Annotated in this window: 22 protein-coding genes; 13 read left to right on the forward strand and 9 right to left on the reverse strand. The window is 73.3% G+C overall.

What is annotated here, in order from left to right; translation table 11 throughout:
- The first annotated feature begins 5 nt into the window (after positions 1–5).
- From P9841_RS13240 to lnt, 5 genes are all read left to right on the forward strand, one after another.
- The gene (locus P9841_RS13240) at positions 6–593 is read left to right on the forward strand and encodes a TlpA family protein disulfide reductase (protein ID WP_283319115.1); all 588 of its coding nucleotides are present in this window, start codon (positions 6–8) and stop codon (positions 591–593) included.
- Positions 594–612: 19 nt separating this feature from the next.
- The gene (locus P9841_RS13245) at positions 613–1581 is read left to right on the forward strand and encodes a cytochrome c oxidase assembly protein (protein ID WP_283321956.1); all 969 of its coding nucleotides are present in this window, start codon (positions 613–615) and stop codon (positions 1579–1581) included.
- Between the two features lie 71 nt (positions 1582–1652).
- Positions 1653–2333, forward strand: coding sequence for a copper resistance CopC family protein (locus tag P9841_RS13250; protein ID WP_283319116.1), 681 nt, complete (start codon positions 1653–1655; stop codon positions 2331–2333).
- Positions 2334–2444: 111 nt separating this feature from the next.
- The gene (locus P9841_RS13255; RefSeq protein WP_283319117.1) at positions 2445–2936 is read left to right on the forward strand and encodes a flagellar basal body-associated FliL family protein; all 492 of its coding nucleotides are present in this window, start codon (positions 2445–2447) and stop codon (positions 2934–2936) included.
- Between the two features lie 176 nt (positions 2937–3112).
- Positions 3113–4747 (forward strand): apolipoprotein N-acyltransferase, encoded by a 1635-nt coding sequence (gene lnt, locus P9841_RS13260; protein WP_283319118.1) that lies wholly within the window; start codon positions 3113–3115, stop codon positions 4745–4747.
- Positions 4748–5096: 349 nt separating this feature from the next.
- On the opposite strand, the gene P9841_RS13265 is transcribed toward lnt, so the two are convergent.
- Positions 5097–5393: a hypothetical protein gene (locus P9841_RS13265; RefSeq protein WP_283319119.1), complete on the reverse strand. Its 297-nt coding sequence runs from the start codon at positions 5391–5393 to the stop codon at positions 5097–5099.
- Between the two features lie 440 nt (positions 5394–5833).
- Here P9841_RS13265 and P9841_RS13270 point away from each other — a divergent pair, with 440 nt between their 5' ends.
- The 6 genes from P9841_RS13270 to P9841_RS13295 all read left to right on the forward strand — a co-directional run bounded on the left by P9841_RS13270 (position 5834) and on the right by P9841_RS13295 (position 9771).
- A complete protein-coding gene (locus tag P9841_RS13270; RefSeq protein WP_283319120.1) occupies positions 5834–7363 on the forward strand; it encodes a hypothetical protein in 1530 nt (509 codons plus the stop codon).
- A 38-nt stretch (positions 7364–7401) separates the two neighbouring features.
- A complete protein-coding gene (locus P9841_RS13275) occupies positions 7402–7902 on the forward strand; it encodes a thermonuclease family protein (RefSeq protein ID WP_283319121.1) in 501 nt (166 codons plus the stop codon).
- Positions 7903–7933: 31 nt separating this feature from the next.
- Entirely contained in the window at positions 7934–8347 is a 414-nt protein-coding gene (locus P9841_RS13280; RefSeq protein ID WP_283319122.1) for a hypothetical protein, read from the forward strand.
- A 61-nt stretch (positions 8348–8408) separates the two neighbouring features.
- The gene (locus P9841_RS13285) at positions 8409–8717 is read left to right on the forward strand and encodes a hypothetical protein (protein ID WP_283319123.1); all 309 of its coding nucleotides are present in this window, start codon (positions 8409–8411) and stop codon (positions 8715–8717) included.
- A 32-nt stretch (positions 8718–8749) separates the two neighbouring features.
- On the forward strand, positions 8750–9175 hold the full coding sequence (locus P9841_RS13290) for a hypothetical protein (protein ID WP_283319124.1): 426 nt from the start codon (positions 8750–8752) through the stop codon (positions 9173–9175).
- 200 nt (positions 9176–9375) lie between these two features.
- Positions 9376–9771, forward strand: coding sequence for a hypothetical protein (locus tag P9841_RS13295; protein WP_283319125.1), 396 nt, complete (start codon positions 9376–9378; stop codon positions 9769–9771).
- 413 nt (positions 9772–10184) lie between these two features.
- Here P9841_RS13295 and P9841_RS13300 read toward each other — a convergent pair whose 3' ends face one another.
- From P9841_RS13300 to P9841_RS13310, 3 genes are all read right to left on the reverse strand, one after another.
- Positions 10185–10994 carry a hypothetical protein gene (locus P9841_RS13300; protein ID WP_283319126.1) on the reverse strand — a complete coding sequence of 270 codons (810 nt, stop codon included), beginning with the start codon at positions 10992–10994 and terminating at the stop codon, positions 10185–10187.
- Complete coding sequence (locus P9841_RS13305) at positions 10991–11287, reverse strand: hypothetical protein (protein WP_283319127.1); 297 nt, start codon at positions 11285–11287, stop codon at positions 10991–10993. The genes P9841_RS13300 and P9841_RS13305 overlap by 4 nt, the downstream gene beginning before the upstream one ends.
- A 251-nt stretch (positions 11288–11538) precedes the next feature.
- Complete coding sequence (locus P9841_RS13310) at positions 11539–12456, reverse strand: hypothetical protein (RefSeq protein ID WP_283319128.1); 918 nt, start codon at positions 12454–12456, stop codon at positions 11539–11541.
- 348 nt (positions 12457–12804) lie between these two features.
- Here P9841_RS13310 and P9841_RS13315 point away from each other — a divergent pair, with 348 nt between their 5' ends.
- Both P9841_RS13315 and mobF read left to right on the forward strand, forming a co-directional pair.
- Positions 12805–13263, forward strand: coding sequence for a hypothetical protein (locus P9841_RS13315; RefSeq protein WP_283319129.1), 459 nt, complete (start codon positions 12805–12807; stop codon positions 13261–13263).
- Between the two features lie 11 nt (positions 13264–13274).
- Complete coding sequence (gene mobF / locus P9841_RS13320; protein ID WP_283319130.1) at positions 13275–18185, forward strand: MobF family relaxase; 4911 nt, start codon at positions 13275–13277, stop codon at positions 18183–18185.
- A 186-nt stretch (positions 18186–18371) separates the two neighbouring features.
- Here mobF and P9841_RS13325 read toward each other — a convergent pair whose 3' ends face one another.
- The 5 genes from P9841_RS13325 to P9841_RS13345 all read right to left on the reverse strand — a co-directional run bounded on the left by P9841_RS13325 (position 18372) and on the right by P9841_RS13345 (position 21912).
- Complete coding sequence (locus P9841_RS13325; RefSeq protein ID WP_283319131.1) at positions 18372–19121, reverse strand: nucleotidyl transferase AbiEii/AbiGii toxin family protein; 750 nt, start codon at positions 19119–19121, stop codon at positions 18372–18374.
- Positions 19118–19453: a hypothetical protein gene (locus tag P9841_RS13330; RefSeq protein ID WP_283319132.1), complete on the reverse strand. Its 336-nt coding sequence runs from the start codon at positions 19451–19453 to the stop codon at positions 19118–19120. Before P9841_RS13330 ends, P9841_RS13325 begins: the two co-directional genes overlap by 4 nt.
- A 181-nt stretch (positions 19454–19634) precedes the next feature.
- The gene (locus P9841_RS13335) at positions 19635–20489 is read right to left on the reverse strand and encodes a bifunctional DNA primase/polymerase (protein WP_283319133.1); all 855 of its coding nucleotides are present in this window, start codon (positions 20487–20489) and stop codon (positions 19635–19637) included.
- A gap of 5 nt (positions 20490–20494) precedes the next feature.
- Entirely contained in the window at positions 20495–21406 is a 912-nt protein-coding gene (locus tag P9841_RS13340; protein WP_283319134.1) for a glutaredoxin family protein, read from the reverse strand.
- Positions 21403–21912, reverse strand: a complete 510-nt coding sequence (locus P9841_RS13345) for an HNH endonuclease (RefSeq protein ID WP_283319135.1) — start codon at positions 21910–21912, stop codon at positions 21403–21405. Before P9841_RS13345 ends, P9841_RS13340 begins: the two co-directional genes overlap by 4 nt.
- Positions 21913–21941: the final 29 nt, after the last annotated feature.

The following is a 21941-nucleotide window of genomic DNA, read 5'->3' on the forward strand; positions in this document are numbered from 1 at the left end:
ACGGCGTGCGCGGCACCTGGCGTGCGGCGGGGCTCGTCGCGACGGTGGTGCTGACCCTTGCCGCCTGCAGCCCGTCGCCGACCACGGGTGCGAGCGTCCCCGACCAGGGGTACGTCTCCGGCGACGGCAGCGTCCAGACGTGGGAGCTCGACGAGCGCGGCGAGCCCGTGTCCGTCGCCGGCACGACCTACCAAGGCGACTCGGTCGACACCGCGGACTGGATCGGCGACGTCGTCGTGCTCAACACCTGGTATGCCGCATGCCCCCCGTGCCGCGCTGAGGCGCCCACCCTCGCCGCGCTCGCTCGAGATCGGGCGGACGAGGGAGTACGGCTGCTGGGGATCAACGTCGAAGACGCCGCCGGAGCGGCACTGGCGTTCGAGCACACCTTCGACATCCCATACCCCTCGATCGACGACTCGGCCGGCACGGCGGTGAGCGCACTGTCGGGCACTGTCCCCTTGCAGGCCGTCCCGACCACCGTCGTCCTCGACCGCCAGGGACGAGTCGCCGCCCGCATCGTCGGGCTCGCGGAGGACTCCACCCTCGACGCCGTGGTCGCTGACGTCCTCGACGAGGCCGGTGGGCCGTGAACGCGACAGGCGACGCGTGATGCTCGGTGCGGACTTCTCGGGCCCGGCCCTGATCCCGACCGCGCCCCCGAGCCTGGCGACCTACCTCGCGCCGTGGATCCAGCCGATCCCGGTGCTTCCGACGGTCGCCGTCCTGCTCGGCGCCACCTATCTACTGGGCGTCGCCCGGCGTCACCGGCGGGGCCGGCGATGGCCGGTCAGCCGGACGCTGGCGTTCCTGAGCGGATGCGTCGTGCTGCTGATCGTCACCGGGGCCGGAGTCGAGGGGTACGGCTACGAGATGTTCTCCGTGTTCATGTTCCAGCAGCTCACGCTCATGATGTTCGTCGCTCCCCTGCTGGTGCTCGGCCGCCCCGGCACCCTGTTGCTGCACACGGCCCCGCACCGAGGACCGGGGCGGGTGCTCCTGGTCGGGGCGCGCCACGCGCTGCGGTCACCGGTCGCGGCCGCAGCACTGCACCCGGCCGTCACTGTGCCGCTGTTCTTGCTCGCGTTCTACGGCCTGTACCTGACCGACGCCGCAGGGGTGGTCCTGTCCTCGTGGACCGGGCACACCGCGATCGAGGTCGCCCTGCTCGTGGCGGGCGTGCTGTTCGCGGCACCCGTGCTCTCGCGCGACCCGCTGCCGAGACGTCAGGGGCACGCGGGTCGCGCGCTGGATGTGGCCGTCGAGATGCCGTTGCACGCGTTCTTCGGCGTCGTCCTCATGATGGCGACCACCCCCGTCGTGTCCGCGTTCGCGCATCCGCCCGCGGGCTGGGAGGTCGACCTGGTCGGCGACCAGCAGACCGCCGGAGCCCTGGCCTGGTCCTACGGCGAGCTGCCGACCCTCATCGTGCTGCTGATCGTGCTGTCCCGCTGGCACCGCGAGGAGACGGTCAGCACCGCCCTGCGCGACCGCCGCGCCGACCGGGACGGCGATGCCGAGCTCGACGCCTACAACGCCTACCTGGCCGGGCTCGCCGACCGCGACCGCCGCACCACCTGACGCCACCCGTCCCGACGGGTCTCCGTTCCGAACCACGTCCACCAGCACCCGCACCACCCGAGAGGTCCGACATGCCCCACGCCCCCACGCCCGCGCCGAGCCGGCGCCGGTCCCCGCTGCACCGCCTGGTCCTGGTCCCCCTGCTGGCCGTCGGTGCGCTGGCCGTGTCCGTGGCCCCGGCTTCGGCGCACTCCGGCATGACCGGGTCGGACCCCGCGGACGGCGCCACCGTCGACGTCGCGCCCGACACGGTCACCCTGACCTTCAACGAGCCCCCGCAGGCACTCGGCACGGAGGTCGCGGTCGTCGGCCCCGACGGGACGACCGTGAGCGAGGGGGCCACGACGGTCGCCGACACCACCGTCACCCAGCCCCTCGCCGCGACACGGCCGGCCGGCTCCTACGTCATCCAGTGGCGGGTGACGTCCGCGGACGGCCACCCGCTGTCCGGCGAGCTCACGTTCACGGCCGCGTCCGACACCGGGACGGCGGAGTCGGCCGGTGGGTCGACCCACCCGGAGCCGGAGCCGACCGAGGAGACCACCGCTCCGAGCACCGAAGAGACCGTCGACTCGGCCGCGGCGCCGGGCGAGTCCCAGGAGGAGCAGGTCACGTGGCAGTGGGGACCGACGTCGATCGGGGTGCTCATCGCGATCGCCGCAGCGGTCGGCGCGCTCGTCGTCGTGGCTCTGCGTCTGCGGCGGCGGAACCTCGGGGCGTCGAACGACCAGCACGAGCACCGCGAGCCGTGACCTCGAGCCCGGCTTAGCCGGATCTTCATCAGCCGGCCCCTCACCGAGAGCCGCACGCCGGACGATCCAGTCGCTGCACAGCACCAGGTGCGAAGCAGCGAGGAGGGGCGGATGCCCGAACAACGGATCATCGGGTCCAGCAGCAAGATCGGCGGCCAGCGCTCGTCGTCGACCCACACAGAGCCGGAGCCCACGCCTGCACCGAAGAAGCGAGGCAGGCGCGGGCTGGTGGTCGTCGCAGCACTCGTCGTCGCGGCCGGGGCCGGCTGGTTCCTGCTCCGGCCCGGTGCAGCATCGGAGACCGAGCCCACGGAGGTCGAGCTCGGCACCGTCCAGGCGGTCGAACCGATCAGCATCAACCTGGCGGGCGGTCGCTACCTGCGTCTCGGGCTCGGACTGCAGCTGACCGCCGAGGTTCCCGAGGACGTGGACACCGTCAAGGCGCTCGACCTCGCGATCGCGCTGTTCTCCCAGAGGCCCGTCGAGGAGATCAGAACGGCCGAAGGCCGGGACGCCCTCAAGCGCGAGCTCGCCGCCCAGCTGACCGAGGTGTACGAGGGAGAGGTCGTCGACGTCTACTTCAGCAACTTCGTCTACCAGTAACCATGGAAGGCGCCCGGCCCCGGTTCTTCATCGAACCTCAACCGGCCGCAGCCGAGCTCGGTGTCCCGGGCGCCTACGTTGGAAGCACCCCGCGGCGGTCCTCTCGATGGATCCGAGCTCTCGGCCGCCGCGGGGACCACCGCACCCCCCCCTCGACCGCAGGAGCCGCGCCGGACATGCCCGTCGTGCTCCCGGCCGCGACGGCGACCACCGTTGAGCCCTCCCGCGCCCGTCGGCCCGTGGTCCCGATCATCTGCGCCGCGGCGGGCGGTGCCCTGACCAGCATGGCGTTCCCCGATCTGGGGTGGTGGCCGGTCGCATTCGTCGGGCTTGCCGCCCTGTCGCTCGCCTGCCGTCGCCTCGGTGCGGGCGCTACCTCGCTGGCCTGGTTCGCCTGGGCGCTGGCGTTGTTCCTGCCCCACCTGAGCTGGACACGCGAGGCTGCCGGCCCGTCGGCATGGGTGGCTCTGGCAGTCCTCGAGGCCACGGTGGTCGCCGTGGCCGGAGCGGCGTGGGCGTTGGCGCGGCGGGCCGCGTTCCTCGACCGGTTCCCCGGTCTGCGCGCCGTCGCGTTCGCGGCGGTGTGGGTCACCGGAGAGCACCTCCGGTCGGTTGTGCCGTTCGGCGGCTTCCCCTGGGGGCGCCTGGCGTTCTCCCAGGTCGACGGTCCGCTGCTCCCGATCGCCTCTGTGGCCGGTGCCCCCGGGGTGTCGTTCGCGGTCGCGCTGGGCGGCTACGCCCTGTCGGGGGCGGTCGTCGCGGCGAGGCGACGTGAGCTGCGCCGTGCCGCGGCCGTGATCGCCGCCACCGTCGTCGCGGCCCTCGCACCGGGTGCGCTCATGGCGCTCCCGACCGAGCCCGAGTCGGGCGAGCTCAACCTCGGTGCCGTCCAGGGGAACGTCCCCGAGCTCGCCGGGCCGGGCCGTGCCCACCAGGTGCTCGAGAACCACGTGAGCGGGACCCGTCAGCTCGACGAGTCGCGGTCCGAGCCCCTCGACCTGGTGGTGTGGCCGGAGAACGCCACCGACATCGACCCGCGGACCGACCAGGGCGCCGCGGCTCAGGTCCGAGCAGCGGCCGAGTCGGTCGGTGCGCCGGTGCTGCTCGGGGCGATGCGGTACGCGCCCGGCGCGCGCTACAACGACGTCCTCGTCTGGGACCCCGAGCGCGGCCCGACCGCGTCGTACTCCAAGCAGCGACCGGCGCCGTTCGGCGAGTACATCCCGCTGCGGCCGTTCGTCCGGATGCTGTCGACGGAGGTCGACCGTGTTCCGGTCGACATGGTGGCCGGTCAGAAGCCTGCGCTGCTGCCGGTGCCCTCGACCCGCCTGGGCCGGGATGTGCTCGCCGCTACGGTCATCTGCTTCGAGGTCGCGTACGACGACGTCGTCCGCGACGCAGTGACCAGGGGAGCCGAGATCCTGCTCGTCCCCACCAACAACGCATCGTTCGGGCGCACCGCCCAGTCCACCCAGCAGCTCGCGATGTCACGGCTGCGAGCCGTCGAGCACGGACGCGCCACGGTCCAGATCTCGACCGTCGGAGTCAGCGCGATCATCGCTCCGGACGGAACAGTGCTCAACCGCACGAAGCTGTTCACCGAGGGCGTGATGGCTGCTCGCCTGCCGCTGCGGACGACGCTCACCACCTCAGACCGCCTCGGCGGCGTCCCTACCGTCCTGGCCGCCGCGCTTGCGTTCGCGGCGGTGCTCGGGGGTGCAACCCCACGCGCGCGGCTCCGGGTGCCGAAGATCGACCGACGACACCGGAGCGAGCGATGGGGCATCGCACGATCTCGCGCATGCTCGTGAAGCCGGTCGCCGACCTTGAGAGTGCCGGGATGGTCATCCACCAACCTGGCAGAAACTCCTGTGGCGCCAGCTCTGTCGCACCGGAATGGCCCTGCGCCAGCGCCTCTGCTGCGTTTCGAATAGCCGCAGCCAGGAGCGTGCGCGGTAGCGCAACGAGTCGGCTGGCGGGCCAGCCACGCGACGCTTGAGCAAGCGCTGCCTGGCGCTAGTTAGCCGCGTGATCACCGGTATCGGCTGAGCAGCCAGGCATACCGACGGTCTCGAATACAAGACGCCGCCAGGTGTCCGGCCCGACGTCCCAGTCGACGAGGTCGCCACGCCCGCGGGGCCCTAGCTGCTGGCGCTCCGACTACTCGGCTGCCGGCGCCACGTCGAAGCCGAACCGCATCGGGCTCCGATTCTCGGGTGCCTGAGACGGGTGCCACGCGAACGTGTACCCGGCGGCGAGGAGCGCGCGCAGGCAGTTGTCGGCGTCCACGCCGATGTCCAGGCTGGTCGCTGCTGCCCGCGGCACCCCGTAGATCTGAACCGGCCACCACCGCAGGCCCGCCGTCTCGAGCGTCGCGCGCACGGTGCCAGCAGCGGTGGCGTCTGGTGCCCACACGACGACGTCCCGGGGGGAGGTCCAGATCAGCAGCTCCGTCACGTACCCACCCTGGCACGGCGTACCGACCCGACGAGCGGTCTAGCTGCTGGCCAGCGGGACCTAAGTCCGCTCAGCGGGGCTCCGCGCTGGTCGATCAGGAGGTCAGCGAAGCGCTGTCCGACTTGGGGCGGCCAGGTCGGCGGCGACGCTGTTCGACCCCTTCCAGCGACTCCTGGGTCCACACGGGTCCGCCATTGATCCACCCAGCGGGTTCCGGAAGCCACGGCACTCCGCGTCGCCGCGCGGACGCCAGTGAAGTCGCCTCGATTCCAAGGCGCTGCGCGAGTCGGGGAACGTCGTACAGGCCCCGGGGGCCAGGGCCCGGGTCGGTGGCCTCACGAGTCATGCGGGGAGCGTAACAGCATCGGACGCGCTGCAATTGTGCTAAACTGCCGCGTAGACCCGGCAATTTGTCTGAGCTGCAACTCAGGAGGGAAGCCATGGAAGGCATCGAGCGCAAGGGGACGACCAAGGCGGGGGGTCGCTACGCAACGCGGCGTGACGACCTGCTAGACCGAGAGGTGTTCCACGGCGACCTTCAGCGAGGGCGTGTCCCGCGCGGCGAGGCGGATCGGGTGACGCCGGCGCCGCGCGTTCGCGATCCCCTCTACGGGCTCCTCGTTCTCCCCGGATCCAAGCCGGCGACGAGCCCCGTGCTCGTTGTCCCCGCGGGTGTCGACCCCAGGCCGATCGAGCGGGCCGCAGGCTGGTCGCGGCGCGCAGCCCGTCAGGAGCGGGGCGTGAGCTGGTCGGGTCTCGGTGTGAGCCTGGTGGTCGGCGCGTGCGTCAACCTCGGGCTGCGCGAAGCCTTCCCCGACAACTCGGCGTGGTGGCGTCTCGTCGCCACGCTCGCAGTAGTCCTCCTGACGCAGCAAGGCGTCGGAGAGTTCGTCTTCCGTCGCGGGCGCGCGGCCGCGGTCACGCTCGCAGCATGTCGGACGCTTCCCGCCATCGAACCGGCCTTCGTCGTCGACCGTGAGCCCAGGGTCGCCTACGCGAGGACCGACGACACGGGTCTGTTCCGACAGGCTGCGGACATCGTCGAGGTGCGTCCCGACATGGTCGAGGTCGTACAGGCGACCCTGTGGGAGATCGCTGCGCCGCGCCCCGACCAGGCCGGCACCGCCCGGACTGGTGCCGGCGCCTGGGAGCGTTCCGTCGCCGGGGCTTACGCCCGATGGATCGACGTCTGCGAGGCCAGCGCAGTTGAGCCGGGCGACGCCTACCTACGGCGGCGCTTCATCCGTCCGAGCTCGCGGCGGCCCCAGGAGTCGGTCAGGCCCCGTGCCCCAAAGTGGCGAGGACCCGTGGTCGCAGGCGTCGTCCTTCTCGCAGCGGCCGGCGGCACGGCGTGGGCAATCCATGCCGCTCAGCCGGAGCCGTTCTTCAACACGGTCGTCGTCGACTCTCTGGGTAGCGAGGGCCCGGCCGCGACGGACTCGTTCGCCTTCCTTTCCGGCGACCTGGATGACGTGCTCTGTGACGAGAACACCCTCGCGTGGCGGATCACGGTCGCTGGGGTCAACGTCGCCCACGTTCGCGACACGGCACTCGATCAGCGCTGCAAAGACCGCCGAGCCGCCGGACCGGACCTCAACCAGTACGCCCAGGCGGGTGATCGCTACAGCGTTCCCGCGCCCGACGAGGTCCGAGGCGACGGCTACTACCGCTGGGTGATCAAGGATCGCGTCGCCCGCGCTGACGTCCCGGTGCGCGATGACCAGCACATGGGCGTCTGGGTGCCGGTGGACGGTGGCCGCGCGCTCGTCGAGTGCACAGATGTTGGTGCGGCGGTGGTGAGCACCTCCGGTCCGGCGGTCCGCGGGGAGTACGCCAGGGCCCCCCAGGCGGACGAACTCTGCTCGGGCAGCGACGAACTCTTCACGTGGCGCTTGGAGTTGACCGACCCGCCGACTAACGCGGCGTCGCTCGACTCGCGCGAGCGCCTCTCTCGCGAGCGGCCGGCGTGATGGCCTCCCGGCGACGCCGCGGCAGCGTAGCGGCCCTGGTGATCGCGCTCGCCGTCGCGGTGCTCGTGGTGCACCTCGGCAACCGCCAAGACGGCGGGATCCTTGACGGTCCCTCGATGACCGACGTCCGCGTCGTGCGCGTCGTCGACGGCGACACGATCGTCGTCGAGCAGGGCGGAGATGACGTGCGGGTGCGCCTGCTGGGCATCGACACTCCTGAGACGGTGAAGCCCGACAGCCCCGTCGAGTGCTTCGGGCCCGAGGCTTCCGCGCGAGCCACCGAGCTGCTCGATGGGCAGACCGTGCGCCTCGAGTACGACCCGAGCCAGGACGCCGTCGACGCCTACGGCCGGACCCTCGCGTACGTCTGGCTCGGCGATGTCATGGTCAACCAGACACTCGTCGCAGAGGGCTACGCCCGTGAGTACACCTACTCCACCCCGGGCGTGCACCAGGCTGCACTCGCCACCGCGCAGGATGACGCCAAGGCTCATGAGCGGGGCCTGTGGTCTTCCGAGACCTGCGCCGGGCATGCCTGATCCCGCCCAGACGCGACGAGAGAGGCGAGACATGACGAACGGGGACTGGGTCGTGATCGAACACGACGCGTGGGGTGCGGACGCGCCGGAGCGTCAGCGCGCAATCCGGATGCTCGCGATCGCACAGGTTGCGTTCGTGGTCGGGACGTTCGCGACCATGATCGTCGCAACCGTCATCGTGCTCATCTCCGCGATCGGCGCGTGGGCCGAAGTTGGCGACGGCTACGAGTTCCGCCCTGTCATGTTCGGGCTGAGCGTCGGTCTGTTCCTCACCCTGGCGACGTGGTGGGCGGCGCAGCTCGCCCATCAACACGTCCTGCGTCGCGCACGTCGCGACGCGCTGTGCGATGGCCGCGACGAAGTGGTGTACGGGCTCCCTGGCCTGCTGAGCAACCTCGCGACGGCGGCCGCTCTGGCTCAACTCGTGGCGACGTGGTTGCTCTGAGGCTGCGCGAGACCGCTCGATTCACTCTTGACCGACCTTCTAGATCGGCTATCTTGAGCGTATGAACTCCGAAACCCCTCGCGCGCTGCCCGCCGGCACGTGCTGGTGCGGATGCGGCGCCGACGTGGGTCGCCGCGCCTTCTTCGCCAGAGGACACGACAAGGTCGCCGAGGGCGCTCTGCTGGCGGCGAAGTACGGCGGTGAAGTCGCACAGCTCCTTCTCGATCACGGGTTCGGCCCCGAGCCCGAGAAGTCGGTCACAGCGGCAGCCGTGTCCGTCGGAGCCTGGGAGCGCTGCCCGGTGTCGGGCTGCGGCTACCCCGGGACCCCGGAAAGCGTGCGGAGCCACCGCCGCAAGGTCAGCCACTGACCATCCCGATCACGATCACGACGGAGGAACGCATGGACGAGCTCCACACGAGGCTGCGGGCCTGGGCGCGCGGGATCTACCCGACGGAAGCGGCGACCGAGCTGCTGATCCGCACCGGCTTCGCGCGCGTTGGCAACCCCTGGGTCCGGCGCGAGCCGTCCGGCGGGACCGATCCGGACGACATCTGGATCGACTTCGCGGAGATTCCCGAGCACGTCGGGCCGCTGTCGTCCGGGGAGCGCCGCCTGCTGATGTTCGCCGCGTCGCTGTCGGACGTCATCGACGCACCGAAGGTCACGATCGGGGACCTGGTCTCGGTCGACGGGACCAAGCTCCCCCTGCTGGCGGCGGCGCTCCTTCACGCCGGCGGTCAGCGCGACGCCTGGGACCGGGCGGTGACCATCGAGGCTGACGACGCCTGGCTCAGGCTTAGCAGAAGCGAGGACGGAACGGCATGACGGCGGAGGTGCCGCGGACCTCCCCGGTGGCCCTCTGCACCACTTCCCGAAAGTGCCGTTAACGGTGGTTCTGACAAAACCGCTGGTCAGGACGGTGACGGTTCACCACTCGACCGCTCACCTCCGCTTCGACGCCTCACTCCTCGGCGCCCCTGGTCGATGGGACCGGCAAGGCCCAGCCTCTGATGAAGGAGTCGTAGATGAAGTTGTTCGAGAACGCCCAGGACCTCGCCGCTGCGATCGGGCTGGAGCTGAGTGAGCGACCCCCCGAGCGACCGGGCTTTCCCGTGGAAGCGGATTGGGGAATCCGCTTGAGTGGACAGGGGCAGCCGGGCGGAATGCACCGCGGCGGGTGGCTCGTGACCCGGGCGCAGCCGTCGCCTGCATCAGAGGAAGGCCACCTCATCGCTTACGAGGTCAACGCGCAGAACGCCAGGACGGGCCGGTGCGCGCTTCTCCGTACGCCCTGGCCCTACGACCTGGACAACGCCGAGCTCGCGCGGGTGCGCGCGCCGGGCTCCTGGGAGCCGCGGGGTGAGCAGGGTGAAATGAACATCGACGTCCTGGACGGCATGCTGGCCGGGACGCGCCTCTAGTCCGCCGCTTCGCACGTGGACGATCCTCGCCTTGCCGCTTGCCTCGGCGACGGGCAGACGCCTGACCCCACGATGTGCACGCATTCCCCTCCGTGGGGCCGTGTCGGGTGAGCGGGTCTCTGGCTGTCGGTCGACCCAGCAGTAGACCCCGGGCCCGGTCCCGAGGGTCTGTACGACGTCGCGCGGCTTGCCGCGCGCCTCGGCGTCACGCCGACGACCCTCCGGTCGTTCCGGAACCGGGGTGTCTCGTGGCTGCCGGACCCCGCGGGGTGGCTCAACGGCGGGCCGGTCTGGACCGCCAGCGCGCTCGAGGGCATCGAGGCCCGGCGACGCCCACCCGGGCGCCCCAGCGCCGCAGACCGCAGTACGTCGCCCTGACCGAGCGCTCGCCCATCACGCACGTCGTCGCCGGCTCAAGCGAGCTCGGCCGGCTCAGGCTCGGTCCACATCGCTCCGAACCTCCGGGCGAGTCCGAGCACGTCGGGCTCGGCGTCGTCGCCGTAGGTCGCCTCCGGGCACCCGGTGCCATCGGCGTGCCGTAGCCGGCGACGGCCGAGGTCCAGCGGCGTGCGCATCGGCTTGCCGCACACGCACGCGACCCCGCCGGCGTAGGCGATGGTCTGGACCCACTTGTTCAGCCGGTCCCGGTCGCGGTCCGCCGCCGCGCGTGCGGTGTCGATTGCACGCCGGGCGACCGCGAGCTCGCGCTCGAGCTGGGCGACGCGGGCGGGCGCGTCGCCGTCGTCGGCCTGGCGGATACGGGCCTCGGCGCGCCCGGCCCGGCGGAACGCCTCGACCATGAACGACTCCGGTGCGTGCTCGACGTCAGCACGCCGCTCCGCCTGCAGGCGCACCCGCGCTCGTTCGCCCTTGACCTCGATCAGACCCACGCCGGCGCCGAGGTCCTCGTCGCGCACCAGGCCGGCAGGGGTCGCGAAGTACACCCGGTGCGCGTAGCGGGCGAAGGTCGCGAGCTTGTCCGGGTGGGCCAGTTCGTGCGCGAGATCCGCACGGGAGACCTTCACCTCGACGAGCACCCGCTCGTGACCGCGGGGCCGGCCCGACCACGCCCGCACCAGGAAGAGGTCCGCGCGGCGCGACCACCCCCATGCCCCGGGACCTCCGGTGAACTCCTCGAGCGCCGCCCACTCCGGGCCGACTCCGTCCCGCTCGGCGCCGAACAGTCGGCGCACCGCGGTGACGACTTCGGCCGCCGTGCTCACGGCTGCTCCGGGGCTGCGAGCTCGCGCACCAGGGCGCGGTCGGCGAGGGCGTGCAGGCTCGTGTGCCAGGTCCGGCGCACCAGGTCGACAGCTTCGCCGTCGTCACCCGTGTACTGCCCGGCGACCAGCACCAGGTCGATCGCTCTCGCGATCGCCTGGTGCGCGACCGGGCCCAGGGTGGACGGCGCGAGCTCCCGCTTGGCGGCCAGGATGACCTGCCAGTGATCGAGCGCAGCAGCGGCCGCGACGCGACCGCCCGCACCCTGCACCGCCTCGACTCCCCGCCACCACACCTGGTGCAACTCATCGCGGAGAGTCCCGGCACGGGTGAGCGCGCCCGCCCACCCGCGGACCCGGCCGGAGCGGTCGTGCCCGTCGTACTGCGGGAGTGAGCGGAACCAGTCCCCCCGATCGGCGAACCCTGCGATCGCGCTCAGATCGGGCAACGCGCTGCACACCAGCCAGTCCGCCATCTCCGGAGGCCTCACGCTGACCGTGACGGCGGTTCGACCAGCGCAGCACGGACGCCCGACGCCCGCCCGAGTCATCGGTCGCGTCCCGTCGAGCCGCCCGCGCCTGCGATCGCCGCCGCGACCTCGGTCTGGTCGAGCCGGCCGCGAGCGATCAACGCCGCCGCCACGGCCCCGAGTGCCGGCTGCAGCTCGGCCAGCAGCGCGGTCGCTCTGCGATGCGCGCCGGCGAGCAACCCCTCGATCGTGAGCGGTCCGTCGTACTCGGCAGGGTGCTCGCCGCGCCGGATGATGAACGTCGCCGCGGCGATCGCCTCGTGGGTGTCACCGCTGGCGCCCGGCCACGCGTACGGGCCTTCGGGGACCTCGAGCTCACCGGCGGCCAGCGCGCACAGCGACACCCAGGCGTTCTCGACCGCCGACGTCCGGTCGGCCTCGAACCCCCACTCGCAGCGCCCACCGGTGTTGCCGACCGGCAGCGCGCGCAGCTGCCGCACCTGGGCGCCGAGCGCGTGCGCCACGACGGCGTGCGCCGCCTCGTGCCGCGCCACTCGCTCGTCGACGTCGCCAGGCGTGAGCATCGACGCAACCTGCGCGGCGGCGAGCGTGACCGCGGCCGCGCTCACCGGCGGGCGCCTCACCGCCCATCTGAACCAGCGCCCGATCAGCCAGCCTCCGATCACCACAGCGATCACCGCGTTCTGCGCGGGCGGTCCGCTCGCGATCACGCGTTCGGCGATCTCTCGGACTCTCGCCACGACGCTCGGCCCGATCAGCCCCCAGAGCACCACGGCCGCGCACGCGCCCACGGTCGCGCGCGCGGCCGTGCTCGCACGGCCCGCGATCACTTCTCGCCGACTCAGCCCGAACGCGGTCTGCTCGTTCAGCCAGCCGGCCACTTCGTCACGCAGTGCCGACCATCCGGCCGCGATCCGCTCGCGCAGCTCGTCGCCGCCGCGACGACCGCCGGCCGTCGCGTCCTGCTCGTCCATCGGAGTCTCCTCGCGTCGTGTCCGTCTGACACGACCTCATGCAGACCCCGACCAGATCCGAGCAGACCGATACCGACCACCCCCGCAGTGCCCACTCCCCCTCCATCAACGAAGGCCTCCAGCACCTCTCAGATGACCTCCACGCCCCAGTTCTCCCAGCACACCGCCACCTCCCACACCACAGGCCACCCCCACCTCCCTCACCACCCCGACGCCTCTCGCCTCAGCCGCCCATCAGTTATCAGCCCAGACTGTTACGGGCGTCTTGCACCCGTGGACGAACCGTGGACACGGTCCGCGGTGCCCATCAGCCTCGACGCGGGGCGCCGGCGGCGCGCACGAGAGGGCGTGACGATCCCCTCCACCACCTCCCGGGTCTGCGTCTGCGGGTGCGGCCAGGCCCTGCCGGCGGGCCGCCGGCTGTACGCCTCGAACCGCTGCTCGGACACCGAACGCAAGCGCCGCTACCGGGCCCGCAAGGCCGCCTCGAGCACCGATGCCCCGCACGCCGCGGCGGCCACCCTGGCGGCCCTGGCGCTGGCGGCCGCGCACCAGCAGCGGGCGGCCGCGGCCGTCCAGATCGAACGGGAGATGTCCGCCGCGGTCGACACCGCGGTGGGCCTGCGCGCCCGGGTGGTCACGCTCGAGGCCGAGCTGAGCGCGACCCGGGCGGATGCTCGAGCGCTCGCTCTGATCGTGCGGCGGGTGTTCCAGATGCGCGACTGGCGCGGGTACGAGCGCTCACTGCAGGTGATCGTCGATCGCCAGCTGATCGACCGCGCGCCGCTCACCGATCGGGGTGAGTGATCACCGTGGCCATGAACATCACCAAGATCACCCAGCTCGCCGGCGTGCGGTACCTGCTCAACACGGTCGCGACCGGTGATCGCCCGTCGACCGCTCAGGGCGGGATGAGCGCCTACTACACCGCGGCCGGCACCCCGCCGGGCCGGTGGTGGGGCGCCGGCGCCGCGGCGATCGGGCTGAGCGCCGGTCAGCCGGTGACCCACGACGGCGCCGAGGCGCTGTTCTCCCGGTTCGCGCACCCGCTCACCGGCGCACCGCTCGGGCAGTCCTCGGTGCAGCTGCACACCGCGCGCGAGCAGGTGTCGGCCAACACCGTCTCCGGGTTCGACCTGACCTTCCGGATCCCGAAGTCCGTCTCGGTGCTGTGGGGCACCGCGGACGAGGCCACGCAGGTCGCGATCCTGGCCGCGCACCACGAGGCGATCGACCAGGCGCTGTCCTGGGTGCAGGACGAGGTGCTGTGCACCAGGTCCGGGCGCGGCGGGGTGGTGTCGTCCCCGGTGGTGGGGATGGTCGCTGCCCGGTTCGACCACTGGGACACCCGTGAGGGCGACCCGCACCTGCACTCGCATGTCGTGGTCGCCAACCGGGTGCAGCGCGCCGCGGACGGCAAGTGGATGACCGTCGACGGCGCGAGCCTGTACCGGTCGGCGGTCGCCGCGTCCGAGCTGCATGAGAACGTGCTGCTCGACGTGCTGCACGAGCGCCTCGGGCTGACGTTCACCGAACGGGCACGGACCACCTCCCGGGCCACGAAGTCCGTGGTGCTGGACGTCGACGGGGTCCCGGCCGAGGTCGTCGAGAAGTTCTCCGCCCGGGCCGCGCAGATCCAGCAGGTCGAGCGCGACCTGGTCGCGGCGTGGTCCGCCGAGCACGACGGGCGAACCCCGGGGCGACGGGACATGGACCGCATCCACCAGAAGGCGTGGGCGGCCACCCGCCGACCGAAGGACAAGACCCCGCGCCCGCTCGGGGAGCTGGTCGCCGCTTGGCGCGAGCAGCTGCGCACGCTCGGTCACGACCCGGCCGCGATCGTGGCCGGCGCGACCGGCCGCGATCGCCAGATCGTGGCCGCCGATCGTGTCCGCGCCGACGTCCCGGCCGTCGAGACGTTCGCCCGGCGCCTGCTCGAGCAGGCGCGCCGCACCAGCCCGAGCGCCGCCCGCGCGCTTGAGGCCGTCGACCTCGAGGACGACCCGGAGGCGACCGTGCTGCGCGAGCGCGCGGTCGCCCAGGTCGTCGACGGGGCCCTGTCGTCGCGGGCGACGTGGTCGCGGGCGAACCTGCGCGCCGAGGCCGAGCGGCTGACCCGGATGGTGCGCTGCGCCCGGGGTGAGCGAGCGGCGCTCATCGACGCGATCACCGACCTGGCCGTGGCCGAGTGCGTCCCGCTCACCCCGCAGCGGTACGCCCTGCCCGAGGCCGGGCGCGACGACCCGCGCGTGGCCCGCACCGCCGCCGCGGCGGGCATGGACGACCCGCTCGCGCGCCGGTTCACCCACCGCCGCGTGCTGGACGCCGAGGCCTACCTGCGCGACCTGGCCACCGCCCCGCGGCAGAGTGCCCCGCACGTGCCGGAGGCGACCGCCCGCGCGGTCCTCGACCAGGTGCGCACCCCGCACCCGCTCGCCGAAGACCAGGCCGCCGCAGCCCTGGCGGCGACCACCGACCCGGCCACGATCACCGCGGTGGTCGGCCCGGCCGGCACCGGCAAGACCACCACGATGGCCGCCGTGCGGGCCTGCTGGGAGGCTGAGCACGGCCCCGGCACCGTCGTTGGCCTGGCGACCTCCGCGCGCGCCGCGGCCGAGCTGTCCGCGGCGCTCGGGGTCCAGGCGCACACCGTGGCCAAGATGCTCTGGGAGACCAGCCCGGGCGGCCTGGCCGCCAGGGCCGAACGCCGCGAGAACGCCGCCCGGATGGCCGCGCGCCGCTCCCCCAGGGCGCAGGCCGCCGGCGCCCGGCTGCTCACCCAGGTCGACGCGGACACCGCGACCTACCAGGTCCGGCCCGGGCAGTTGGTGATCGTCGACGAGGCCTCCATGACCGGCACCTTCGATCTGGCCCAGCTCGCCCGCCAGGTCGAGGCCGCCGGCGCCAAGATGCTGCTGGTCGGTGACCCCGCCCAGCTCGACGCGCCCGCCGCCGGCGGCATGCTCGGCTGGCTGGACCGCACCGGGCACGCCACCGGCCTCACCTCCGTGTGGCGGTTCCACGAGAAGTGGGAGGCCGAGGCGTCCCTCGCGCTGCGCACCGGCGACGTCCAGGCCCTCCTCGAGTACGAGGAAGCCGGCCGGCTGCGCGGCGGCAGCACCGAGGACATGCTCGAGTCCGCCTACAGCGCCGTCCTGACCGCCCGGGCCGAGGGCCGCTCCGCGATCTTGATCGCCGCGACCAACGACCAGGTCGACGAGCTCAACACCCGCTTCACCCTCGACCGGCGCGCTGCCGGCGACGTCGACACCACCGTCCTGGTCCCGCTGCGCGGATCCGCGGACGCCGGCGTCGGGGAGGTCATCCTGGCCCGCAAGGTCGACCGCACCCTGCGCGACGAGGCCGGCGTCCCGATCCGCAACGGCGACCTGCTCACCGTCATGGCGATCGGCCCGGACGGGTCCGTGCTGGCCGAACGTGGCGACGAGAGCCGTGCCCGCATCACCCTGCCGGCCACGTACCTGACCGAGTCCGTCGAGCTCGGGTACGCCACCACCGCACACCGCGCCCAGGGCGTCACGGTCGACGAGGGACACCTGGCGATCGCCTACGGCGAGCGGATGACCCGCGAGCTGACCTACGTCGCGATGACCCGCGGCCGGTCCCTCAACGTCGCCTGGGTCGGGCTGCCCAGCGACGAGGAGCTGCGCGCCGAGCACCAGGTCGTCACCGACCGCCCGACCCCGTTCACGGTCCTGGCCCGTGCGCTGGCCGCCGAGACCGCCGAGCGCACCGCACACGAGACGGCCGTCCGCGAGCACGACCAGGCGCACAACCTCGGGCGCCTGGTCGCCGAGTACGAGTACCTCTCGCGCTGGCACCACGGCCCGACCCTGCACGCCCACCTGGTCGCGGTGCGCGGCCAGAACGAGGCCGACGCGATCGCCGCCAGCCCCGCCTGGGACGCGCTGGTGGCCACCGCCGCCCGCGCCCGGGCGGTCGACCCCGCCCGTACCGCGCGGCTGCTCGCCCTGCCGATCGCCCGCCCCGAACCCGACCAGGCCGGCCAGGGCGTGCTGTTCGGCGCCCAGACCGCGACCGACACCGTCCTCGACCCGGCCGCGATCCTGCAGCACCGCCTGCACGCCGGCATCGTGCAGAACGCCGACATCGGCCCCCACACGCCCGGGTGGGTCGCCGGCGTCGTGCCCGAGCTCACCGGCGCCGACCCGGTCCTGAGCGACCTCGCCTCGCAGTGCGCGGCCCTCATCACCGCCCGCATCGCCCAGCAGACCGCAGCCCTCGACCAGGAGGGGCCGTCCTGGCTGGACCGCCTGTCGCCCAGGCCCACCGACCCCGCGCGTGCCGAGGCGTGGCAGCGGATGGTGACCGCGGTCGCGGTCTACCGGGACACCTACCAGGTCGAGGGACCCGACCCGCTCGGCCCACGCCCGCGCGGAGCCGACCGGCGCCGAGACCGCGACTGGCAGCGGGTCACCGGCGTCGTCGAGACCTGGGACCGCGACACGGTCGACCAGCCGCTGAGCGACCCCTGGCCGGACACCGACCCGTGGGCCGACGTCGACTGGCCGGCCGAGGTCCTGGACATCGAGCCGTGGACCGAGGACCTCGCCGCGGCCATCGACGACCTGCCGCCCGAACCACCCGAGGACCCGTTCCCCGAACCCGACCCGGAGCCGGTGACCGACGAGCGGACCGTCGAGCGCATCGCCGCGGTGAACGCGGCCGCCTGGGAGCTGTGGCAGTCCCGGGCCGCGGACTCGTGGGTGACCGGCCACCTCACCGAGCGCGGCCTGCACCCCGAAGCCGGGCACGCACCGGCCGGCTGGACCACCACCCTGGACGCCCTGCGCGCCCGCGGGATCAGCGACGACGCCCTGCTCGAGGCGGGCCTGGCCACCCGGGCGTCGACCGGGCGGCTCATCGACCGGTTCCGCGACCGGCTCGCCCTGCCCATCCGCGACGGCCAGGACCGCATCATCGCGTTCACCGCCAGAGCCAACCCCGAGATCACCGACCCGGCCGTCCCGAAGTACCTGAACACCTCCGCCACGGAGGCCTACGACAAGTCCGCGGTGCTCTACGGCCTGGACGCCGGCGCCCGCCGGCGCCTGGCAGCCGGTGCCACCCCGGTGCTGCTCGAGGGAGCGATGGACGTCGCCGCCGTGCGCGAGCTCGGCGCCGAGGACCTCGTGCCCGTCGCCTCGTGCGGGACCTCGGTCACGGCCGGCCAGCTCGACGAGCTCCGCCGCGCCGCCGGCGGACTCGGGAACCTGATCGTCGCCACCGACCCCGACACCGCCGGGGCCAAGGCGGCCGAGCACGTGTGGCAGCTGCTCAGCCCGAACGAGGCCGCGACCGCCGGCATCGCGACGATGCCCGCCGGCCAGGACCCCGCCGACCTCGTCAAGGCCGGCGCGCTCGACACCCTGCGCACCACGCTCGCCCGCCCGGCACCGCTGACCCACGCCGTGATCGACGCGTACGCCGACGCCGCGGCGCTCGACGAGGTCGAAGGACGCATCGCGTTCGTCCGCCAGATGGCCACCAGGCTGCGCCGGCTCCCACCCGAAGCCGTCATCGCCGCCACCGACCACCTGCAGGCCGTCGTCGGCGACGGGCTCATGCCCTCGACGATCCTCGCCGAGGTCGTCGACGCCTACACCCCGGTCCAGGCCGAGCCCATCGACTACGTCCTGCCCGAGGTAGAGCCCTATGAGCGCGACACACCGGGGGTGGGTCTGTAGCGGGGCTGCGAACGCCACCTGGCACGTGGGGTCGCTGCCTAGGGTCAGCCCGTGAGCCAACCCGGCGTCCCCCAGACCCGTCTACGCCGACCTACGGCGGCGCGTTCAAGTTGCCGGTCGAGCGAACGGAGAACCGGCTCGCGCGCTGACCGGCGTCGGCAGAGCGGCCAAGTGCCCAGGGTCGGACTACAGCGCCAGCCCCGGGTCATGGGGGTTGTGGTGCGGGGCGATCGGGGGTCGGGCCGGGTCGACGAGCCATCCGGGCGTGACGGTGGGTGCCGTTCCGGGGGCCGGAGCGTCCAGGTCGCCGGCCCAGGCGGTGAACCAGGCGCGTAGCTCGGCAGCGTCGGCGGGCGTCAGGTACGGGGCGAGGTCCTTCTCCTGCAGACGTGCAGCCTGGCGGAAGCGGTCGGCCAGGAGGCTGCGGTCGAGAGGGTGGACCTCGCGCTGGTCGGCGAGGTCGAGGACCTGCTCGCGGGTGTACCGGCCGGACAGGACGGTTTCCCGGACGTCGACGTAGTCGCGGGCCTCCCCGCGCGCGTACAGGGCGGTCATCTTGGAGCCGACGGCGTCGGCGACGTCGATGACCGGGCCGATGTCGGCGACGGCCACGGGCGGGTGGGTGCGGTAGTCGACGGCGAGGTCCAGCTCGTAGTGCTGGCCGGGCTTGAGCTCGACGATGAGGCGGGCGTACTGGGGGCCGCGGCGGTGTTGCTCGGTGTGCCAGCCGTTGCTTTGCAGCGCGTGATGAATGGCGTCAACGGCGGTGGCGAATGCCTCGGGGTCAGCGTTCGAGGTGAACAGGTCGATGTCGTCCGAGGGTCGCGCACCCACGCCGTGCGCGGCCAGCGCGAGCCCGCCGGCAAGGGCGAACCCGTGTTCGCCGGCCACGGCCAGTGCGGCGGCCGCGAGCCGGCGTTGCTGGGGGTCGATCACGGCGTGGGTCGAAGCTGCGGGAACGCGGCTTGCCATGCGGTCACGTGCGCGGTGGGCAGGCGCAGCTGCGGCCACAGCCGCACGAGCGTTGCTCCGTCGAGGACGGCGTGCAGGTCGGCCACGCTGGACGCCTCTCGGATGGTCCGGCTGTACAGCCAGACCACGTCCTGATCGTCGGTGAGGTCGTAGTCGCGGTGCCCGGACCACTGGATGTGCATCGGGAGCGTCACGCGACCGGCCGTCGGGCCACGCAGCTCGGACAGCGAGTCCGGGACGACGGGGGCGGGTTGGTGGCGCGCCCAGGCGCCGCGTGTCGCCGGTGCGAACGCCATGGTGACCACCTCCCCTCGAGCACCACGATAGCGACGCGCGCCAGCGCGAACCCGGGTGCGGCGGCGGTGCGCGCGAACCGTCGTCACCGAGGGTCCGCCTCGTCGGCGCCGTCGGCGAGGTCGCCCATCACGGCCAGGAACAGCAGGAGCCGGTCCTCGGGTGCCGGCGTGGTCGGTGTCGTCACGGCCCGGCCACCTCCCCGACCGTCGCGGCGACCGGCGCGGGCACGGGTGCCGGCGTGTGGTCGACGGCGCCCTGGAACCGGTCGGTCGCGGCGGCCACCGTCTGGTTGATCTGGCGGGAGTCGAGTCCGGCGTCGACGGCGGCCTCGATGACGGGAGCCAGGTCGGCGCCCATCTCCAGGCAGGTGCGGGTGGCCCAGGACAGCAGTGCCGCGCGCTGTCCAGGGTCGGCGTCGCGGACGCGGTGAGCGATGCCGGCGACCCGCGCCGCGAGGTGGTTGTCCGTGCTCTGGCGCGCCGGTGCGGGCAGCAGCTCGGCGATCGCCGCGGCGTCGACGTAGCCCCACCCCTGCTCGCGGCGCTCGAGGACGGTGTACCCGCCCACGGACCCGTCGTCGCGCAGCACCGCCGACGGTGGGGCGGCGACGTAGCCGCCCTCGCCGCGGAAGTCGACGCCGGCGTGCGGCCACGCGCGGTCGCGCTGACCGTCGGGGCGGGCCGGGAAGTAGATGTGCAGCCCGTCGTTCGGGGTGGCGACCTTCATCGCCCAGCCGTCCAGCAGGCCGGCGTCCTTGAGCTGGCGGTAGGCGGCGAACCCGCTGCCGCCGGGGTAGGTGTCGATGTCCACGACGTCGAACCCGCCCGGGCCGGTCGGCAGGCCGATGTTCGCCGCCGGTGCGCGGGTCCACCACTCGTGCACCTGGGCCAGGTCGTGCGTGGCCTCGCGCACGCCGGCCGGCTCCAGCGGTTGGGTCGAGCCGGGCGCGAGCGGGAACACCGCGACGCCGGCGCGGGCGATCGCCAGCGCCGTGCGCGCGGTCTGCCGGGCGCTGAGGGCGGGCCCGGTGGCCACGGCGCTCACAGCGACGGCCCGGGCTCGGTGGGGGCGGGCATCTCGCCGATGAGCGTGGGGCGGTACCCGGACCAGGGTTCGCCCGCCGGCGGCACGACCACGGGCGCCTGCAGGTGCCCGGCGGTGATCCGCGCGTACTCCTGCGGGTCGAGGTCGGCGAGGTTCACCTTGACGTAGGGCACACCGACCTTGTTCAGCTCCCGCTCGGTGGCGGTGCACGCCGGGCAGTGGTCCTTGCCGTATACCACGGCCGGCTGACTGGAGCCGGTGACCTGCTGCCACGGGGTGTGCGGCCCGAACACCATGCCGGGCGGGGCGGTCATCGTCCCCCCGGCGGGTCCGGTGGCCTGGGAGGACAGGCCGGTCAGCTCACCGGCGGCCACCAGCCGTCGGCCCTCATCGGCGGTCAGGACGAACCCGGCAGGGGCGTGCTCGGACGGGTAGGCGATGCAGGTGCCGTCGGTGGCCGGCGAGGCGACCAGCACCGCCCCTGGCGGTGCCCAGACCGCCCGGTCGGCCGCGGTGTCGACGTCGCGGCTGATGGTCGCGCCCGCGCCGACCGCGACGCAGTCCACCCCGGCCGTCGCCCGCACGCGGGCCTGGCCGCTGGCCATGACGACGGACCCGCTGCAGGCGTCGACCGTGGCGTTGTCGCTCGCGAACACCACGGCGCCGCGGGCGAACACCGCGGCGTGTGCGTTCGCCTCGACGCTGACGTGCCGGCCCGCCGCCTCCAGGCGGCTGTTGCCGATCACCCGGACCTGCACGGGCCGGGTCGATGCCAGCCGCAGCACCTGTCCCGGAGGGCTGTCGACGACGATCCGCCCGGGCTGGTCGGGCGCATCGGCGGCCACCGCGCGGGCCACCGCCTGGTCCAGCTCGACCTGGCTGCGCACGGTCACGTTCTCGGCGTTCATCGGCACTGCTCCTCTCGCCGGCGCCCCCGCCGGAACTGCTCGCCGGGCCACCGGTTGGCCTGGTCGGTGAAGTAGCGGCGGCGCCGCCAGAACAGCCCGAACGCCTCGAACGTCGAGGGCATCCGCCCGCCCTTGCGCTGGTTGTGCTTGCGGCACGCGCACACGGCGTTCGCCAGGCTGGTCGCACCACCGCGCGACCACGGGATGAAGTGGTCGATCTCCTGCGACGGGCGCTCGCACCGCCTGCCCCAGGCCGTGTACTCGCACTGGCCACCGGCCCGGGCCCGGGCACCGGCCCGCTGCTCGGTGGTGAACCACCGGACCGGGTCGTGGCTGGGCCGCAGGTCCGGGCCGACCATGGCCAGGACGTAGGCGACCGCCGCGGCCAGCGCGAACAGCGCGGGAGCGGGCCGCAGCGGGATCCGGCCGGTCACGTACCCGATCCCAGCAGCGAGCACCGCCGCCCCGATCGCGACGGCCCCGCAGCGCCGGACGAACCGCTTCATCGTGACCTCCTGGGTGTGTGTCCACCCAC

The organism is Cellulomonas sp. ES6 (assembly GCF_030053835.1).
Classification (GTDB): domain Bacteria; phylum Actinomycetota; class Actinomycetes; order Actinomycetales; family Cellulomonadaceae; genus Cellulomonas.

Bases quoted from the DNA above. Each gene is read 5' to 3' on its own strand.
- P9841_RS13245 (WP_283321956.1), top strand. From the start codon at position 613: ATGCTCGGTGCGGACTTCTCGGGCCCGGCCCTGATCCCGACCGCGCCC.
- P9841_RS13250 (WP_283319116.1), top strand. From the start codon at position 1,653: ATGCCCCACGCCCCCACGCCCGCGCCGAGCCGGCGCCGGTCCCCGCTG.
- P9841_RS13255 (WP_283319117.1), top strand. From the start codon at position 2,445: ATGCCCGAACAACGGATCATCGGGTCCAGCAGCAAGATCGGCGGCCAG.
- lnt (WP_283319118.1), top strand. From the start codon at position 3,113: ATGCCCGTCGTGCTCCCGGCCGCGACGGCGACCACCGTTGAGCCCTCC.
- P9841_RS13270 (WP_283319120.1), top strand. From the start codon at position 5,834: ATGGAAGGCATCGAGCGCAAGGGGACGACCAAGGCGGGGGGTCGCTAC.
- P9841_RS13280 (WP_283319122.1), top strand. From the start codon at position 7,934: ATGACGAACGGGGACTGGGTCGTGATCGAACACGACGCGTGGGGTGCG.
- P9841_RS13285 (WP_283319123.1), top strand. From the start codon at position 8,409: ATGAACTCCGAAACCCCTCGCGCGCTGCCCGCCGGCACGTGCTGGTGC.
- P9841_RS13290 (WP_283319124.1), top strand. From the start codon at position 8,750: ATGGACGAGCTCCACACGAGGCTGCGGGCCTGGGCGCGCGGGATCTAC.
- P9841_RS13295 (WP_283319125.1), top strand. From the start codon at position 9,376: ATGAAGTTGTTCGAGAACGCCCAGGACCTCGCCGCTGCGATCGGGCTG.
- P9841_RS13310 (WP_283319128.1), bottom strand. From the start codon at position 12,456: ATGGACGAGCAGGACGCGACGGCCGGCGGTCGTCGCGGCGGCGACGAG.
- mobF (WP_283319130.1), top strand. From the start codon at position 13,275: ATGAACATCACCAAGATCACCCAGCTCGCCGGCGTGCGGTACCTGCTC.
- P9841_RS13330 (WP_283319132.1), bottom strand. From the start codon at position 19,453: ATGGCGTTCGCACCGGCGACACGCGGCGCCTGGGCGCGCCACCAACCC.
- P9841_RS13340 (WP_283319134.1), bottom strand. From the start codon at position 21,406: ATGAACGCCGAGAACGTGACCGTGCGCAGCCAGGTCGAGCTGGACCAG.
- P9841_RS13345 (WP_283319135.1), bottom strand. From the start codon at position 21,912: ATGAAGCGGTTCGTCCGGCGCTGCGGGGCCGTCGCGATCGGGGCGGCG.